The organism is Marinobacter salsuginis (assembly GCF_009617755.1).
Lineage (GTDB): Bacteria > Pseudomonadota > Gammaproteobacteria > Pseudomonadales > Oleiphilaceae > Marinobacter > Marinobacter salsuginis.
Map to the genome: position 1 here is coordinate 448,386 of NZ_BGZH01000002.1, position 17,353 is coordinate 465,738.

General features: G+C 56.5%; 15 protein-coding genes. 9 read left to right on the forward strand and 6 right to left on the reverse strand.

From position 1 onward, the window contains the following. Positions 1-28 precede the first annotated feature (28 nt). The 5 genes from GJU83_RS13355 (at position 29) to GJU83_RS13375 (ending at position 6,154) form a co-directional block, all read left to right on the forward strand. Positions 29-835, forward strand: coding sequence for a cytochrome C assembly family protein (locus GJU83_RS13355; protein WP_153634538.1), 807 nt, complete (start codon positions 29-31; stop codon positions 833-835). Between the two features lie 86 nt (positions 836-921). Continuing rightward, positions 922-2,208, forward strand: coding sequence for an HlyC/CorC family transporter (locus GJU83_RS13360; RefSeq protein ID WP_064227101.1), 1,287 nt, complete (start codon positions 922-924; stop codon positions 2,206-2,208). Positions 2,209-2,366: 158 nt separating this feature from the next. After that, the gene (locus GJU83_RS13365; RefSeq protein ID WP_069184094.1) at positions 2,367-2,969 is read left to right on the forward strand and encodes a Yip1 family protein; all 603 of its coding nucleotides are present in this window, start codon (positions 2,367-2,369) and stop codon (positions 2,967-2,969) included. A 195-nt stretch (positions 2,970-3,164) separates the two neighbouring features. Beyond that, on the forward strand, positions 3,165-5,396 hold the full coding sequence (locus GJU83_RS13370; protein WP_069184093.1) for a DUF1631 domain-containing protein: 2,232 nt from the start codon (positions 3,165-3,167) through the stop codon (positions 5,394-5,396). 5 nt (positions 5,397-5,401) lie between these two features. After that, positions 5,402-6,154 carry an energy transducer TonB family protein gene (locus GJU83_RS13375; protein WP_153634539.1) on the forward strand — a complete coding sequence of 251 codons (753 nt, stop codon included), beginning with the start codon at positions 5,402-5,404 and terminating at the stop codon, positions 6,152-6,154. A 12-nt stretch (positions 6,155-6,166) separates the two neighbouring features. Here GJU83_RS13375 and grxD read toward each other — a convergent pair whose 3' ends face one another. Further along, entirely contained in the window at positions 6,167-6,493 is a 327-nt protein-coding gene (grxD, locus tag GJU83_RS13380) for a Grx4 family monothiol glutaredoxin (protein WP_008176261.1), read from the reverse strand. Between the two features lie 238 nt (positions 6,494-6,731). Here grxD and argF point away from each other — a divergent pair, with 238 nt between their 5' ends. Together argF and GJU83_RS13390 are read left to right on the forward strand one after the other, a co-directional pair. Continuing rightward, positions 6,732-7,646, forward strand: coding sequence for an ornithine carbamoyltransferase (gene argF / locus GJU83_RS13385; RefSeq protein WP_069184091.1), 915 nt, complete (start codon positions 6,732-6,734; stop codon positions 7,644-7,646). A gap of 3 nt (positions 7,647-7,649) precedes the next feature. Beyond that, complete coding sequence (locus tag GJU83_RS13390) at positions 7,650-8,723, forward strand: ABC transporter ATP-binding protein (protein ID WP_153634540.1); 1,074 nt, start codon at positions 7,650-7,652, stop codon at positions 8,721-8,723. A gap of 9 nt (positions 8,724-8,732) precedes the next feature. Here GJU83_RS13390 and glpK read toward each other — a convergent pair whose 3' ends face one another. From glpK to GJU83_RS13405, 3 genes are all read right to left on the reverse strand, one after another. Further along, a complete protein-coding gene (gene glpK, locus GJU83_RS13395) occupies positions 8,733-10,214 on the reverse strand; it encodes a glycerol kinase GlpK (RefSeq protein WP_153634541.1) in 1,482 nt (493 codons plus the stop codon). A 257-nt stretch (positions 10,215-10,471) separates the two neighbouring features. Then, the gene (locus GJU83_RS13400; protein ID WP_227514556.1) at positions 10,472-12,091 is read right to left on the reverse strand and encodes an ATP-binding protein; all 1,620 of its coding nucleotides are present in this window, start codon (positions 12,089-12,091) and stop codon (positions 10,472-10,474) included. 22 nt (positions 12,092-12,113) lie between these two features. Next, positions 12,114-12,851 carry a response regulator gene (locus tag GJU83_RS13405; RefSeq protein ID WP_069184088.1) on the reverse strand — a complete coding sequence of 246 codons (738 nt, stop codon included), beginning with the start codon at positions 12,849-12,851 and terminating at the stop codon, positions 12,114-12,116. A 247-nt stretch (positions 12,852-13,098) separates the two neighbouring features. Here GJU83_RS13405 and GJU83_RS13410 point away from each other — a divergent pair, with 247 nt between their 5' ends. Next, positions 13,099-13,860 carry a GNAT family N-acetyltransferase gene (locus GJU83_RS13410; RefSeq protein ID WP_153634542.1) on the forward strand — a complete coding sequence of 254 codons (762 nt, stop codon included), beginning with the start codon at positions 13,099-13,101 and terminating at the stop codon, positions 13,858-13,860. Positions 13,861-13,877: 17 nt separating this feature from the next. Further along, entirely contained in the window at positions 13,878-14,738 is an 861-nt protein-coding gene (locus tag GJU83_RS13415) for a lysophospholipid acyltransferase family protein (protein WP_136629258.1), read from the forward strand. Here the strand turns inward: GJU83_RS13415 and GJU83_RS13420 are convergent. Both GJU83_RS13420 and GJU83_RS13425 read right to left on the reverse strand, forming a co-directional pair. Next, a complete protein-coding gene (locus GJU83_RS13420) occupies positions 14,656-15,126 on the reverse strand; it encodes an FKBP-type peptidyl-prolyl cis-trans isomerase (RefSeq protein ID WP_136629259.1) in 471 nt (156 codons plus the stop codon). The genes GJU83_RS13415 and GJU83_RS13420 overlap by 83 nt on opposite strands. Next, the gene (locus tag GJU83_RS13425; RefSeq protein ID WP_153634543.1) at positions 15,126-17,336 is read right to left on the reverse strand and encodes an acetyl-CoA hydrolase/transferase C-terminal domain-containing protein; all 2,211 of its coding nucleotides are present in this window, start codon (positions 17,334-17,336) and stop codon (positions 15,126-15,128) included. The genes GJU83_RS13420 and GJU83_RS13425 overlap by 1 nt, the downstream gene beginning before the upstream one ends. Positions 17,337-17,353 lie beyond the last annotated feature (17 nt).

Below are 17,353 nucleotides of genomic sequence, written 5' to 3' on the forward strand. Positions count from 1 at the left end.
AGTCAGAACAGTGGTTAATAAGGAAGTCATGGGAACGCTGATTCTCGCGGTCACCTCTCTTTTTCTTTACAGCGTCGGTACCGCGCTGCAGGCCCTGCATTTCAGGGGCCGGGTCCAGAGCAATATCGCCATTACCACCCTGATCGGCGTTCTCGCACTTACCAGCCACGGACTTCTGATTGGTCAGACGGTCCACCACGACGGAGGTTTCGACTTCAGCTTTTTTAAAAGCTCGGTCCTGATTTCCTGGCTGATCGTGTTTCTGTTGCTTGGCCTTAACCTTAAAAAGCCAGTGCAGAGCCTGTTCCTGGGTGTCTACCCCTTGGCAGGCCTCACCATCATTCTTGCTCTTGTTGCGCACGGTCCCTCGAGACTGGTGTCGGAACAAAGCTATGGCATGCTCTCCCACATCGCACTTTCGGTGACAGCCTACAGCCTCTTCAGCCTGGCGGCCATCCAGGCAGTCCTTCTTTATTTCCAGAATCGCCAACTAAAGCACAACTACAACAGCCTGCTGGTTCGTAACCTGCCACCTTTGCAGACCATGGAGTCCCTGCTGTTTGAAATGGTCTGGGCAGGCGTTGTCATGCTGATCCTGGCAATAGTGACCGGCGCCCTCTTTATAGAAGATCTTTTTGCCCAGAACCTCGCTCACAAGACCCTGTTCTCGATTCTCTCCCTTCTGGTTTTCGTGGCGCTACTAGTCGGCCGTTACACAAAAGGCTGGCGCGGCATTACTGCGAGCCGATGGACACTCGCAGGCTGCGCACTGCTGATGCTGGCCTTTTACGGCAGCAAGTTTGTGCTGGAGCTGATCTTCCAGCGCGGCGGCTGACCACCTGAAGCCCCCGGTATTCTCTTGACACAACACTCGCCAAAACCCTATTTTCGCTACTTGTCAGCAATATAAGGACACCTCTTTTGAACGAAACATCGCTTACCGCGCTGTTTATCCTCCTGGTCGGACTGATCCTGCTCTCCGGTTTCTTCTCAAGCTCTGAAACCGGGATGATGTCCCTGAACCGCTACCGCCTGAAACACATGGCCAAAACCGGCCATAAAGGTGCCAAGCGCGCCCAGGGTTTGCTGCAACGCACTGACCAGTTGATCGGCGTAATTCTGATTGGCAACAATTTCGTCAACATCTTTGCATCGTCGATCGCAACCGTTATTGCCATTCGCGTCTGGGGCGATGCCGGCATCGCCATCGCCACCATACTGCTGACAATCGTGATTCTGATCTTCGCGGAAGTCACCCCGAAAACCCTGGCGGCGCTGTTTCCCGAGAAAATCGCCTTTCCAGCCAGCTACATACTTGGGCCACTGCTCAAAATCCTCTATCCCATCGTCTGGGCCGTAAATCTGTTTACCGGCGGCATACTGAAACTTTTGGGGGTTTCCGCCGCCGATGCTGCCAACGACCACCTTAGCCGGGAAGAACTCCGAACCCTGGTGAACGAGGCCGGAGCCCTGATACCAGCCAAACATAAGGACATGCTTGTCAGCATTCTGGATCTGGAGAAAGTGACCGTAAATGACATCATGGTGCCGCGCAATGAGGTGGTCGGTATCGACCTGGAAGATGACACCGACACGATCCTGCGACAGTTGCGCAGCAGCCAACACACGCGGCTTCCGGTTTACAAGGGCGACATCAATAACATTCAGGGCATACTGCACCTGCGCAGCGCTTCGAAGCTGCTTCAGCAGGACGAGATCAACAAGGCCATGATCATGCAGCTTTGCCAGGAGCCCTATTTCATTCCGGAAAGCACGCCCCTGAACACTCAGTTGATCAACTTCCAGAAGGGTCGGCGCAGGTTTGGCGTTGTCGTAGACGAGTACGGCGACGTGCTGGGTCTGGCAACCCTTGAGGACATACTTGAAGAAATCGTCGGCGACTTCACGACGGACTACGCTGCCACCAGCCCGGACATTATCCCGCAGGACAACGGAACCTTTATTATCGATGGCACCTCTGCGGTGCGCACGATCAACAAGACACTGGGCTGGAAACTCCCCACGGACGGGCCGAAAACGCTCAATGGCCTGATCACAGAAACCCTTGAGAACATCCCCGACACCAACGTTTGCCTGAAAGTGGACGGCCACCGGGTGGAGGTTCTTCAAATCAAGGACAACGTCGTGAAAGCAGCCATTGTGCACCCGAAAAAACGCAAAAAGCGCTCACTGTCACTGAAACAGTAACCCCCTGAAACCTCCCTCCGGATGGCGCTATAGACTCTTCGGTTATAGCGCCCCACATTCTAGAAAGATCAAAATTTAACCGCCAGCTTGACCCCCGTTGATCCCCCACCAACACTGAAGGAGCGTGCGAAACAAAAACAATCACAAGGAATACGTCCATGAGTCTGACACACACGTTTGGCCTGCTCGCCCATCCTGACCAGGAGTGGGAAGCGATCCGCAATGAATCCGAGTCCGTCACAAAGCTATACGCCGGCCATATCCTGTTATTGGCACTGATTCCAGCGGTTGCCGGTTTCATAGGAACAACCCAGGTAGGCTGGCAGATTGGTGACGGCCAGATTACGAAGTTGTCGGTGACGAGTGCGCTACAGCTATCGTTGCTTTTTTATGGGGCCATGCTTGCCGGCATCTTTGTGCTGGGCAAATTCATTGATTTCTTTGCAGCCACTTATGACGCATCGGAGCGAACGCCCAGAGGCGTGACCCTGGCCGCCTACACAGCGACCCCCATTTTCCTGATCGGAGTCATTGCCGCTTACCCGAACATCTGGGTGAACATGCTGGCAGGCCTGGTAGCTGTTGCCTATGCAGTCTACCTGCTTTACGAAGGCCTACCTATCCTGATGAAAATACCCGCGGAAAAGGGCTTCATGTTTGCCTCATCAGTCCTGACTGTGGGTCTGGTAATGTTTGTCGCTCTGCTTGCCATAAGCGTCGTCATCTGGAGCATGGGTATCGGCCCGGTCTATGTGAGTTGAAAGAAAACTCATTGGCAAGTCAGCAAGCTGCATGAGGGTGCCTTTCCGGCACCCCATATTTTTTTGAATTTGCTCTCACGTTAGCGTTTGGTCATGTTAACTTTGGATAAAATGCGGTAAATTTAACCAATAACGAGAATTCAAGGATTACCCGCTCGGTCATGTATCCGGTTGAGGCGTAAACAGGAGTCTGCCATGAACAAGCAGTCCGGCATACATTACCTCCGCGAGCACAGGGAAGCCGGAAGTAACAGACCGGTTCCTGCGGAGGTCACCCGCATCCGGGACACCGTTGTCGCCGGACTCGGTGATTTGCTGCAGGGCGCCTTCGACGCCGTCGACGATTCGCTGTTCGAGCTGGCCAACAATGCCCGCAGCAATAATGAACAAAACCGGTATTTCGAAGCGATGCGTGAAATACGCATCAAACGGAAGGGTGTAGAGCGGCACTTTCAGAACACCGTAGCCCAGTACTTCGCCAATCCCCCTCATACCGGCCCGCTTCAAGAGGAAAACCTGAGCAAGCAGGCCAACGCAGATACTCTCTCCCTGGTTGGCAATGACGACCTGGAAGAGCAGGTTGCGCTCAACGCCATGATCACCAAGGCGAAAGCGCACTTTCAGGGCCCCCTGCTTCAACTCCAGACCCGCTTCAGCCAGGTGTACCCGGAAGCCACCGAAGAATCACCGGTGAATCCCATGGCACCGGAACATCTTTGCAGCGCCTTTACTGAGGCGATACAGGCTCTGGAAATCCAGATTCGGGAACGTCTGATTCTGCTGAAGCAGTTTGACCGCTACGTTGTCTCCAATCTGGGCATGCTTCTGGACGAAGCCAATCGCATACTGATTCAGGCCGGCATCATTCCGAATTTCAGGTATCACGGGAAAGCCGGTAAGCAGCACGAGGCCTCTGGGGCGAAGACGGCGAGCTCTGCCAAAGGCGAGCCGGACACGGCAGACACATCAACCCGAGACGGCAGCCAGGAATATGCAGGAAGCAGCGCCGTCTTCGAGCAAATTCGCCAGATGCTGGCATTGCAAAGGGCCAACGCGGGCATACCCCCAAGAGCATCTGATCCTGCAGTGAGAGTTATCGGGGACTCTGAGTTAGCAAGCCTGCTTAATGCATTGCCAATTGCCAACGCTTCCTGGCAGAACCAGAGCAATCTGAGTGATGGAGAACCTGTAAGTGTAGACCTCAGGCAGTTGGTACACCAACTCCTCCAGGAAGAGGCTGACCATGGTGATGGGCGAAAACCTGCACTGAACGAGGTCGATGAAGACCTGATTAACCTCGTCTCCATGCTATTTGAATTCATCCTGGACGACTACAATCTCTCGGCACCTGTACAGGTACTCATCAGTCGTCTGCAGATACCAATCCTTAAGGTTGTCATTCGGGACAAGAGCTTTTTCAGTCGCTCCACACATCCGGCTCGCAGGCTCCTTAACTCGCTTGCCCGTGCAGGGATTGGCTGGAGCAATAGTGACGAAAAATCAAAGGATAAGCTCTACGACCAGATTCACAACATAGTACAACGCATTCTCAACGAGTTTGATGGTGACGTCTCGCTATTCGAAAAACTGAATCAGGAGTTCGAAGAGTTTCTCGAGCGCGAAAACCGCAAGGCGTCACTTGTAGAGCAGCGAACCCGAGAGTCGGAAAGAGGACGTATCAAATCCCAGGCGGCACAACAAACGGTCGACAACCTGCTGAAAGAGAAGGTGTCGCGCTATAGATTGCCGCAACCGGTGCACGACATTTTGATGAACGGTTGGAGCCGTGTCCTTTTCCTTGCCTATCTGCGCGACGATGTCGAACATCGCTGGAACTCTACAGTAAAGGTTGTTGATGATCTCATCTGGTGCCTGCACCCCCATCAAGAGGACGACGAGAGGGACCAATGGGTGCGGGTGGTTCCAAGCTTGCTGAAATCACTCAGGTCAGGCCTTGAAGAAGTTTCCTACAATTCGTCCAAGCTCGATGAAATGATGGGACAACTGAAACACGAACTGGCGGAAGCCTTCCGAACCAATGCAGTAATTGAGCCTCGACCCAATGCGACACCTTCACCCGACGAGGATGAAGAAAACCTTTCCCAAAAACAGACCAACAAGCGGCAAGAATTGGACGACGCAGCCGTGTCTGAGTATGTCGTTCAGATAGATGGTTTGCAGATCGGCAACTGGGTGGAGTTCCGTCTCGTGAATGGCGCCAATTTCCGGTGCAAGCTATCCGCCATCATTGACGAAGCAGACTGCTTTGTCTTTGTGAACCGGATGGGGCTGAAGGTTATTGAGAAAACCCGAATTGAACTGGCTCATGAAATGCGGCGCGGCCGGCTGACCCTGCTTGAGCAGGGGGCGCTGATTGACCGGGCCCTTGATGCGGTCGTCGGCACCCTGCGGAGCAAGACTGCCTGACGCCAATGCCTGAAAAAAGTAGTCCACATGTCCTGCCGGCTCCTTACCGTCTGGGGTTGGCAGTATCTCTGGCACTATTCCTCCACACATTGCTGCTGTCAGGTATCCCGGCCCCCGTGGAAGAACAGGCGGTCACCCATAAGGACAGTGTCCGTTTCGAGCTGGTACCTCGGGGCGCTCGTGAAACCACAGCGAATACGCCTGAGAACTCCAGCCCGAGCCCGACCACATCAAGGATTCCACCTTTCGAGATTGATCCTCCGCGCCCCGAATCCGCTCCGAAGCCGGAGATTGTCACTACAAATCAACCGCAAACCACAACACCGAGTGAGCAGACTAATACCCGTTCTCCCGAAAGCCCGGCGGCCGAAAAAAGCATCAGCGCCAATGCCGGTGCAGAGCCAGAGCCGACTCCGGAAAATCCAGACGAGAAGGTAACACGGATCACTGAGTCGCCGGCCGAACTGGACCCTTACGTGGTCAAGTTGGCCATCCACCTGGCACGGGAGCTGGAAAAACTGAGAGTACCGGCTTTAAGGGATTTGACCGAGACAGTGGCCATGGAAGTGGAACTGCAATTGCTGGCAAATGGTGCCCTAACCCGGGCAAAGGTGCTGAGTTCTACAGGTATCAGGACTATCGACGAAGCTGGATATCGGGCGGCTCTGGCAGCGAGCCCCTACCCCCAGCCACCGAAAGATGGCGAAAACCGAAACCGCTTCGAGGTCGAACTGTTATTTACCCCGAAACGGCTCTGATCAGCAACGATATCAGGCTTCTGCCTGCTTCGCGGCCTCTTTTACAAGCTTGGCCAGTTCACCGCTCTCGGACATTTCCAGAACGATGTCACAACCACCAACCAGCTCACCGTTGATATAGAGCTGGGGATAGGTCGGCCAGCTGGAGTAAACCTTGAGGGCCTCACGAAGCTCCTGGTTATCCAGGATATTCACAAAAGCAAAGCGCTCGCCGCAAGCCATCACTGCCTGTACCGTCTTGGCAGAGAATCCACACTGTGGCGCCTGAGGGCTACCCTTCATGTAAAGGATGATCGGATTCTCTTCGAGCTGGCTTTTGATAGTTTCATTGATATCCATGAACATTTACCTCTGTTGGAACAGTCTTGCCACACGGCTATTTTCCTGGCGTTATTGTACACGGGTGCCGAACCCCTCACCAAACACCTTGATTTGACCTCGCGCAACGCCTGCAGTTCCAGCCCTGTTACAGCGTTGTCATACCTGCTTCGAAGGGCTAGACTTGATGCCCCATTTTTTCAGCCAACGTTCAGGCAATCCCGCCAGCTGCGGGGTTCGTTGAGATAAGGGCCATCCCATGGCGGCAAGACATTTTCTGACATTGAATGACATGACAACCACCGAGCTGGAAAGCCTGGTTGATCATGCCTCGGCATTGCGCAACGAGTGGCGGCAAGGCAAGGTTCGGGACTCCCTGAAAAACCGGGTGCTGGCGATGATCTTCGAGAAATCGTCTACCCGAACCAGAGTGTCCTTTGAAGCCGGCATGGCCCAGCTTGGTGGCTCCGCAATGTTCCTGTCGCCCAGGGATACGCAGCTTGGCCGCGGTGAACCTATTGAAGACTCCGCTATCGTTATATCCAGCATGGTGGATGCGGTGATGATCCGCACCTTTGCCCATGAAACCGTGGAGCGGTTCGCAGCAGCATCCCGGGTCCCGGTAATTAATGCCCTGACCGACGATTTCCACCCCTGCCAGCTGCTGGCTGACATGCAGACTTATCGTGAGCACCGTGGCAGCATCCGTGGTGCCACGGTGGCCTGGATCGGCGACGGAAATAACATGTGCCACTCATACATCAACGCTGCCGCCCAGTTTGATTTCAACCTGAACATTGCCTGCCCCGAAGGTTACGAACCGGCCGAGGCACTGCTAAAGGACCACGGAGACCGGGTCAAGGTCGTTCGAGATCCCGCAGAGGCAGCCCGCAACGCCCAGCTTCTGGTAACCGATGTCTGGGCCTCCATGGGCCAGGAAGACGAGCAGAAGGCTCGCGAAAAAGCATTCAGTGGCTATCAGATCAACCCGGAACTGCTTGCTCTGGCCGATAAGGATGCGCTCTTCATGCATTGTCTGCCTGCCCATCGTGGCGAGGAAATCTCCGCCGATATGATGGAACACCCCGCGTCCGTGGTCTGGGACGAGGCCGAAAACCGTCTGCATGCACAGAAAGCCCTGCTTGAATTTCTCATCCTGAATCGTCTGGACTAATTCATGAGCATAACCGCGCAATCTCCGGCAGACTGGCTGCTTGAGGTCAATAACCTGTCCTGTGGTTACGGCGGGGATTCCGTGGTCAAGGACGTCAGCTTTGCCCTGAGTCATGGCGACATCGGCTGCCTTCTCGGCCCCAGCGGCTGCGGCAAAAGCACCATACTGCGCGCCCTCGCTGGTTTTCTCCCGCTCAGCGGTGGCGAAATCTGCCTGCAATCACAGACCATCAGCCTGCCTGGGCGCACGTTACCGCCGGAAAAACGGCGAATCGGCATGGTGTTTCAGGATTACGCGCTGTTTCCACACCTGACCATTGCTGACAACGTGGGGTTTGGCCTGCACAACCTGAAAAAGGCAGAAAAGCGCCAAAAGGTCATGGAGCTGCTTAATGTTGTGCACCTGCAGGACCTGGCCGACAACTACCCCCACGAACTATCCGGCGGCCAACAGCAACGGGTTGCTCTGGCACGCGCCCTGGCACCCGAACCGACCCTGATCCTGCTGGATGAGCCTTTTTCCAACCTGGACGCGGATCTGCGCCGGCGCCTGAGCCTGGATGTACGGGAAATTCTCAAGACTCTGGGCATCAGTGCCATCCTGGTCACCCACGACCAGCAGGAAGCCTTCGCGATGTGCGATCAGGTCGCGGTGTTGCGGAACGGCAGGATCCAGCAGTGGGATGTCCCCTACAACCTCTACCATGAACCGGCGAATCGTTTCGTGGCCAGTTTCGTCGGCCAGGGCGGCTTTATCCCGGGCACCGCCCTCGGGCCGGACACTATCGAATCCGAACTGGGCGTGATCCATGGTAACCGGGCCTACCGATGGGAGCCCGGCACCCTGGTGGACGTGCTGATCCGCCCTGATGACATTGTCCACGACCCTGATTCGGATCTGCAGCCAAAGGTCGTTGAAAAAACCTTTGCCGGCACTTCAACCCTGTACCGTTTCCGGTGCTCCGAAGACACGGAATTCGAGGCCCTGTTCCGCAGCCACCTGGATTTCAATCTGGGCGAGCATGTTCCGGTGCGAGTCGAGGCTGATCACCTGATCGCCTTCGAACGCACCTCCTGAGGCCACCAACTAGTTGTTGCAGACCCGCTCAACGGCATCCAGCCAGCCAGCATAAAGCGATTCTCTCAGAGCCGGGCGCATTTCGGGGTGGAACTGCCGCTCGCATTCCCACAGCCCGGAAATCTGTTCAAGACTATCGAAAACACCGGTCTGCAGCCCCGCAAGGTAGGCCGCGCCAAGAGCGGTCGTTTCTGTTACCCGGGGCCGATCAACGGTGACATTCAGTATGTCGGCCAGAAACTGCATCACCCAGTCGTTCACCACCATACCGCCATCCACGCGCAGCGATTCAAGTCGGGCACCATCGTTCTGAATCGCACGCACCAGATCCTTCGTCTGATAACAGACCGACTGAAGGCCTGCGGTAACAATCTCGCCAATTCCAGTATCCCGGGTCAGGCCCATAATGGCGCCGCGTGCGTGCGGGTCCCAATGAGGTGCCCCCAGACCGGTAAACGCCGGGACCAGGTACACCGGATTGTCGACTCCGACTGCCTCCGCGTGGGCCGAGGATTCATTGGCGTGAGAGATCAACTTGAGCCCGTCCCGCAGCCATTGCATGGCAGCACCGGCGACAAAAATGCTGCCCTCCACCGCGTAACAGGGCTTGCCGTTCAGGCGATAGGCCATGGTCGTCAGCAGCCGGTTCTCGGACCGAACGGCGTCATCGCCGGTGTTGAGCATAAGGAAGCAACCGGTACCATAGGTGCTTTTGGCCATGCCAGGACTAAAGCACGCCTGCCCTACCAGGGCCGCGTGCTGATCTCCAGCAATACCGGCAATCATCACCGGAGCACCTAACCACCGCGTTTCAGCAGTGCCATAATCTGCTGAGCTGTCCAAAACCTCTGGCAAAAGGGGGCGGGGCACACGGAAAAGGGTCAGAAGGTCGTCATCCCAGTCTTGCTCGTGAATATTGAAGAGGGCGGTTCTGGACGCATTGGTGGCATCGGTACAGTGGGATTTGCCATCGGTCAGGTTCCAGAGCAGCCAGCTGTCCACGGTCCCGAAAGCCAGGTCACCGGATTCAGCCCGACGTTGCGCGCCTTCCACGTTATCCAGGATCCAGGCTATCTTGGTGGCCGAGAAGTAAGGATCAATCAACAGCCCGGTACGGTCGACAACCATGTCCTCATGGCCGTCAGATTTCAGCTTGGTGCACCAGGACGCCGTTCGTCGATCCTGCCACACAATGGCGTGGTAGATCGGCTCGCCAGTTGCCCTGTCCCAGATTACCGTTGTTTCTCGCTGGTTGGTGATGCCAATGCCCGCCAGTTCTGAGGCTTCGATGCCTGCTTTTTCTAGTGCTCCACGACACACCGCCAGGGTGCTGTCCCAGATCTCTCGAGCATCGTGTTCTACCCAACCGTCTCTGGGGAAATACTGGTGAAATTCCTGCTGATCGCTGGCAACGCTGTTTCCCGTTTGGTCGAAGACAATGGCTCGGGAACTGGTTGTCCCCTGATCGATGGCAAGCAGATAACGGGTCATGAATGGCCTCCTGTTGTTTTCGAGGATTCTAACAGCAGAGCAGCCGGTAAAGGGTGACCGATACGGAATTTGGGAACAGCCATAAAAAAAGGCCGGAAAAACCGGCCCTCAAATGACGAATGAAACAAGGAAAGTTCGTAAGAACTACAACCTCAAAAGTCATCCCTTACGCTTTCGATTATTCATCAGGCAGCGGAAAACTTCCGTAGTGCTTGTGTAGTCGCATTGTTACATCAGGTGAGGCAATGAGCCCTGCATCACACAATTGAGTCCACAGGTTTTTTTCTTGGCCAGACCAGGCTGAATTTTGCGCCCCCAAGCGTGTCGCTTCTACTGACAAAAGCGTGGCCCCCATGCCAGTAGAGGATGCGGCGTACAATAGACAAACCAAGGCCGTAACCTCCGGAAGTACGGGTGCGACTGTCATCCAGACGGGCAAACGCGGTGAAGACTTTCTCCCAGTCTTCCTCGGGAATGCCGGGCCCATCGTCCTCAACGTCGATGCGGCAGTTGTCCTCATCAAAGTGGCAACTTACCAATACCTTGCCCGCAGCATAGCGGCCGGCATTGCCCACCAGATTCTGGATCGCCCGATGCAGGTACCGAGGCTCGATATCCGACAACGCCCAACGCTCGGAGATCTCATCGATGTTCCCCTCAATATCCAACTCGGGCCGAACCATCTGCTGTTCAGAAACCACCTGACGGACAATATCGGTGACCGAATTTTCCTGAAGCGAAAATACCGGACCACCCTGCTCCAGTCGGGCGTAGGTCAGGATCTCGTCGATCAGCTCGTCCAGCTCCTGGATATCGCCATCAATGCCATCCAGCTGCTTCTGAAGCGCAGCCTGGTCCTGGCAGTCTTCAATCATCTGGACGCCAAAGCGAATCCTGGCCACCGGGGTACGTAATTCGTGAGATACGGCATGGATCATTTCCCGCTGCACCTGTACCAGGCGCTGTATGTGCTCGGCCATCCCGTTGAATGACGAGGCCAGACGCGTCACCAGCGTCCCTTCGCCGGTCTGGACCCGGGCACCCATTTCGCCACGGGCGATTCGCACCGCCACAGACTCGACAGTTCTGAGATTGCTATCAACCTCCCGGAGTGCGAGGAACAGGGCGACAGCCAGCACTCCACCCAGCACCAGCACCAGCAGCAGGACAACCGGCCATGCCCAGGCATTGAACGCAGGGGGCATATCGATCCGGTACAGCTCGCCATCGGCAAGCTGAACAATCACCCGGCCACAACCGTCCGAATCGTCGGTATAGAAGGCAAGACCACGTTCGGCAACCTGATCCAGAACGTCCGGGTCCGGTAACAGGTCGGCATCGTCCAGAGGGTAGACTTCCACGTTGAGAGACCGGGCCATCTGAGCGGCAACATTCAGACGATCGTCCACCGAGGCTGAATCGAGATGCCATCGGAAGATCAGTCCTATGGTCTCTGATACGTCCCTGTATGGCTCGCTCAGACGAAGTTGCAAAACCTCCCCGGCAAGCCCGGTAACCAGTACCCGGTATCCCACGTCACTCTCGATACCAACCACCTGGCCGTAACCAAGCCGCTCCAGGGCCACCGGGGACAGGTTGAACCGGGAAGGGGCGCCGACGCGAAGATCTACCGTCGATGTAAGCCAATGATACTGTTGAACGGGTGCCGGAGCAGTCGCCAACCAGCGCATCAGGGGCTCAGGAAATCGTTCGTGCCAGAACTGCGAGCGTACCGTATTGATACCGGTGAACAGCAGGACACATAACAGGACCACCAACGCAGTCAGGCCGGCAAGGCGGGCGTAGAGCTTGAGAAAGAACTTCAGGGGCATGATACCAACCCTGGCATGGAACACCGGCGTGCGGGCGAGGGGCACACCGGCTCCAGAGACTGAATCGTCAGGCTTCCTTTACGAACAGGTAGCCTTTGCTGCGAACGGTCTTGATGCGCCGCGGATGGATGGGGTCATCGCCGATTTTGGGACGAATCCGGGACACGCGAACATCAATGGAACGGTCCTGACCATCGTACTCAATGCCGCGCAACGCGGTGAAGATCTCTTCCCGGCTGAGTACGCGACCGGCGTTGCTCGCCAGTAACCAGAGCAGATCAAATTCGGCACTGGTCAGATCGATGCTTTCATCATTCAACCAGGCTTCGCGCATGGAGCGGTCTACGACCAGATCGTTGAACTGGAGACGCACCGGTTCTTCGCCGCCTGCCTCGTCACCCGCACCCTGCCCGGTCTCGGTAACCCGACGCAGCATGGCACGTATGCGTGCCAGCAGAACCCGCGGCTTGACTGGTTTGCCGATGTAATCATCCGCCCCCATTTCCAGACCCAGAACCTGGTCCAGATCATCGGTGCGGGCGGTCAGCATAATGATTGGGCCGGAATAGAAGGGGCGCACCCTACGGCAAATAGACAGCCCGTCTTCACCCGGCAACATCAGATCCAGCACCACCAGATCCGGTTGCTCGTTACGGATCCGCTCTACTGCGGGGCCGCCGTGAGTTTCCAGGGAGACAGTCAACCCGTTGCTTTCAAGGTATTCGCGGGTTAATTCCGCCAACCGCTCGTCGTCTTCGACAATCAGAATTCGCCAACTTTCGTTTGTCTGTTCCACGCCATCCATCTCTGGTTTTGTTATTCCGGTTTCAGGTCATTCTGTGTACCTGACAATACAGGCAACCTGCTGTAACAGCAATTATACATGCTATTCAGAAATATACATGGAACCGGTGCTTCGTTACACCCTGTGACACAGCTCCCGCAAACGCCCATTCACCCCCTGGTGTCACAGACACGTCACGTCGCGGTCACCGATGTGTCATACCGGCTTCATAGGCTTGTCGGGAAAAGGAAACAAAAGAGACGACGCCATGACCACACAAACCGCGAAAGCCCGCCGCAGCGCCCGTCGCCTGAAAACCGACATGACCCGATGCCCGAAACAGGTTGAGGCCGCCCAGCGGCTGCGTTACCGGGTCTTCTCGGAAGAGTATGGCAGCGATCTGGGCGCACAGACGCCAGGAATCGACGCCGACGAGTTCGACACCGTCTGTGATCACCTGATCGTAACCGACCTGGATTCCGGTGATCTGGTCGCAACCACCCGAATCCTGCATCAGGCAGACGCGCAAGCCGTTGGCGGGTTTTACTCCGCCGGCGAGTTCGACCTGAGCGCCCTGTACAAACTCCCTGGAACCATCGCCGAACTGGGTCGCACCTGCGTTCACCCGGACTACCGCAACGGTGCAACCATCAGCCTGCTCTGGTCGGCAGTCGCCGAATATCTGGTTGAACGCGGTGTTGACTACATGATCGGCTGCGCGAGTATCGGTATGTCCGACGGAGGGCTGAAGGCCTGGCGCATCGCCCGCCATCTCCAGAACGAATACCTGGCCGACCCGGCCTTTCTGGTCAAACCGCTCCGGGCAATGCCGCACCTGACCCACACCCGGGACAACGATCGCCCTGTGGACGTCCCCGCCCTGATCCGAGCCTACATGCGCCTCGGCGCCCGGGTCTGCGGTGAACCCTGCTGGGATCCGGATTTTCGTTGTGCGGATTTGCTGGTCTTGCTGGAAGTCAGCAAACTGGCCGGCCGTTACAGCCGACACTTCATGCGCACGGCGTCCTGAATCCTGGGGGTTGATCAATGAACTGGCTGAGACTCTGCGTTCGCGTGACGGCCTTTGTGGCCTTTCTCGCGGCCACCACCCTATTGGCCGCCGGTTTGCGGATCACTGAAATGGTTACCCGCAAAACCATTGATCGTACCCCCTGGGCAAGATTCTGTTTCCGATGGGCCTGCCGATGTCTGGGACTGAACATTCATCAGCACGGTTCGCCATCGAACGATACCGTACTCTTCGTCAGCAACCACATCAGCTGGTCGGATATTCCGATTCTGGGAAGCCTCGCGCCGATTCGCTTCCTGTCGAAAGCGGAGGTCGGCCAGTGGCCGCTCATTGGCTGGTTGGCACGACAGGCCGGCACGCTCTTCATTCATCGCGGGGGAGGCCAGGCTCGACGCGTTCGGGGACAGATCATCGAGAATTTGCAGGCCGGAGAGAATGTCCTGGTATACCCGGAAGGAACCACCAGCGCAGGCCTGACCGTATTGCCTTTCCATGGCCTCTTGCTCAGGGCCGCCCCGGAAAGCAAAACACCAATCCAGCCAGTGACCATTACCTATCGCAGAGACGGCCGACCTGACCATCTGGCTCCCTTTATCGGAGAGGATGAGTTCCACAGCCACCTGCTGCGAATGCTCAGACAGCCCTCTGCACGGGTCGACGTTGTTTTCCACGAACTGGTGCAATCGCCAGAGGAAGTGCCGACCGCGGAGCTGGCCGCCAGCCTGCGACAAACAGTGCTCGACGGCCTAACGCGGGTTTACAGTGGCAAGTTCGACCAGCAGGAAACAAATCTGCTCAGAACAGAGGACGTCCCTGGGCTACCTCATCTTCCGTCGCTTCACGGCGGCCGACGATCTCCAGATCGAAGTACAGGGTGAATCCCGCCAGTGGGTGATTGGCATCCACCTTTACCAGGTTGCCGTCGATCCCGACAACCTGCACGATCTGCGCTTCATCGCCGGTATTGGTCTGGAACTTCATACCAATCTGCAGGTTCTCAATGCCCTCGAACAATGAGCGCGGCACCTTGCGCACCAGTTCCGGCTTGTGTTCGCCATACGCCATGGCGGGTGGCACCGTTACTTCCAGGCAATCCCCAACATTGCGGTCTTTCACCGCCTGCTGAATTCCCTCAATAATCTCAGGGCTGCCGTAGACAAAGTGCAGAGGCTCACTGCCCTCGGAAGTATCAACCAGCGCGCCGATCTTGTTTTTCAGTACGTAGTGAACGGTAAAAACGTCGGGTCTTGCTTGTGAAGCTGTCATCAGGTTTTCGAGTTTCCTGTATCCGGTGGTGTTTCGAGCTGCTGCAGGCCATGAATAACCAGTCGCTGATCCAGCTTGTCCCGCAATCCTGAAGGGTCGCTCAGCCCCATGCGTTCAAGCAGGGCTCCATAACGGCCTTCGTCATCCCGGGCCCGGAGGGCCTGTAACAGGGTCGATATTTTACCACGACGAGTGGCCGTTGCGGCCTTGAGCCCCTTAAGGGCTTTCCCCAACGTCAGCTCTTCGTCGGTAAAGTCCCTGCCAAACGGGAACGGCGGGAACAGACTGGCATCCTCCGCAGCCGCAACAGCGCGCCGAATTGCTTGCGGCGTGTTGTTACACCAGTCGGCAGGCAGCTTGAACCCGGGATCCACCTTCCCTGCCTTCTGGGCTTTTTTCAGGAGTTCCTGCTGGAACCGGGAGTCGGCAATGCGGATCAGCCGAAGGAAAACCTGCTCGTCGGACTGCCCCCTCAGGTCAGCAATTCCGTACTCGGTGATCACAATATCCCGCAGGTGCCGGGGAATGGTGCAATGACCATAATTGAAGACAATATTGGAAAGCACCTTGCCGTGGGATGAGCGAGTGCTACGCAGCGACAGGATCGAACGGGCGCCCGGCAACTCGTGGGCCATGGCAACGAAGTTGTACTGACCGCCAACACCGCTGACCACACGGCCATCCTCAAGGCCATCCGATACTCCGGCGCCGTTGAGGGTGTACATCATGGCCGAATTGATAAAGCGGCCATGAACGCGCTGCGCGGCTTTCAGCTTCTGGTCACCAAACGGGTGATCGTACAGGTGGTTGATGAAATTCACGCTGGTCATGCAAATTTTTGCACGCTGCTCGTCGTTCATCTCGCGGAGGTACTGGTAAAACTGCTCAGGACCAACGTAAAAACCGCCGTGCATGGCGATACCGCCAGTCAGCCGCTCACCAAGAATCAGCGTTTCGATGGCCTCTCGGGCTTCCGGGTTATCCAGGTCACCCTCCACCGACTGGTCTCCAACCCGTAGCCGGCCGCCCTTGAATTCGACGGAATCCCGGAAAATCCCATGCCGTGCGAGCCAATGGACATCCTTTGCCCGGAGTGGGCTATCGATCAGCTTCTCCCGCCGCAGGACATCCAGCGTCGCAAGCGAAACCTCCTCGCTGATGTCACCACGATTGAGCAACGCCTGAAGACCAGCATGATCGTACACTTCACGGCTGAGTATGCCTTCCTGCATCAGGTACAGAAAACCATCCACCATCATTTCGCTGCAACCATATAGCCCCTTTTCGAAGGGCCCCGTGCCACCATCTTCCCTGACCACCGGAAACTTCTGGTCAACGTTCAGATGATCAAACACTTTCCGCCAGGCATCGTTGTGACTGTGCCGAAGAATCGCGCTGTGGACCAGAGCAGCGCCCAGTGAGCCGATACCAACCTGAAGGGTGCCTCCATCCTTTAGCAGGGTACTGGCATAAAACCCGATCATGTGGTCTTCCGGGCTGACCGACATCTGGGGGGCCGAGAACAGCGGGTAATCACTGGAGGGTTGATCCAGCAGCACATCGAACCGGTCCGCCTCGATGGCCGCATGATGTCCTAGCCAGGGAAGGTTTTTGTTCATCTCGGCCACCAGAGCAACCGGCGAGCCGGCTGCTTCCCGCTCCCGCAGCAGCGGAATCAGGTCCAGGGTCAGATCAGGATTGCAACTCAGGCTGACTAGCCCTGGCTGTCCGTGGGCTTCGCCTGGCGCCACCATCTGGGCGACCACGTTGACCCCAACAGCCATCAGATCGCGAACAGCGTGGGTGTAGTTGGTACAAACATAATGCCGTTGCTGGGAACGATTGTTCAGGTAACTACCGGCCTTGAAGAAGAATTCCGAGACCTGGACATTTTGAGGAAGGCGATTGGCGGAGACATCACGGGCATAGGCCAGTTCCGGGATTCGACCATAGAGGCGCTCTACAAATGGCCCCATGAAGCGCTTCTCCAGTGAGGAACCACCCTTTGGCGCCAACAGCGACAGCGCCGTCACAATATGCAGACGAATTTCCGGATCGTCCTTGGCCCGTTGGTACAGCGCGTTCACGAAGCGGACCGGCTTCCCGAGCCCGAGCGGCAACCCCAGTGTGATTTCCTTGCCAACCCGGCGAATCACCTCATCAACGCAGGCATTCACATCATTCGATAACTGCCCTCTATCACCCGCCATTACCAAGCTCCTTATCG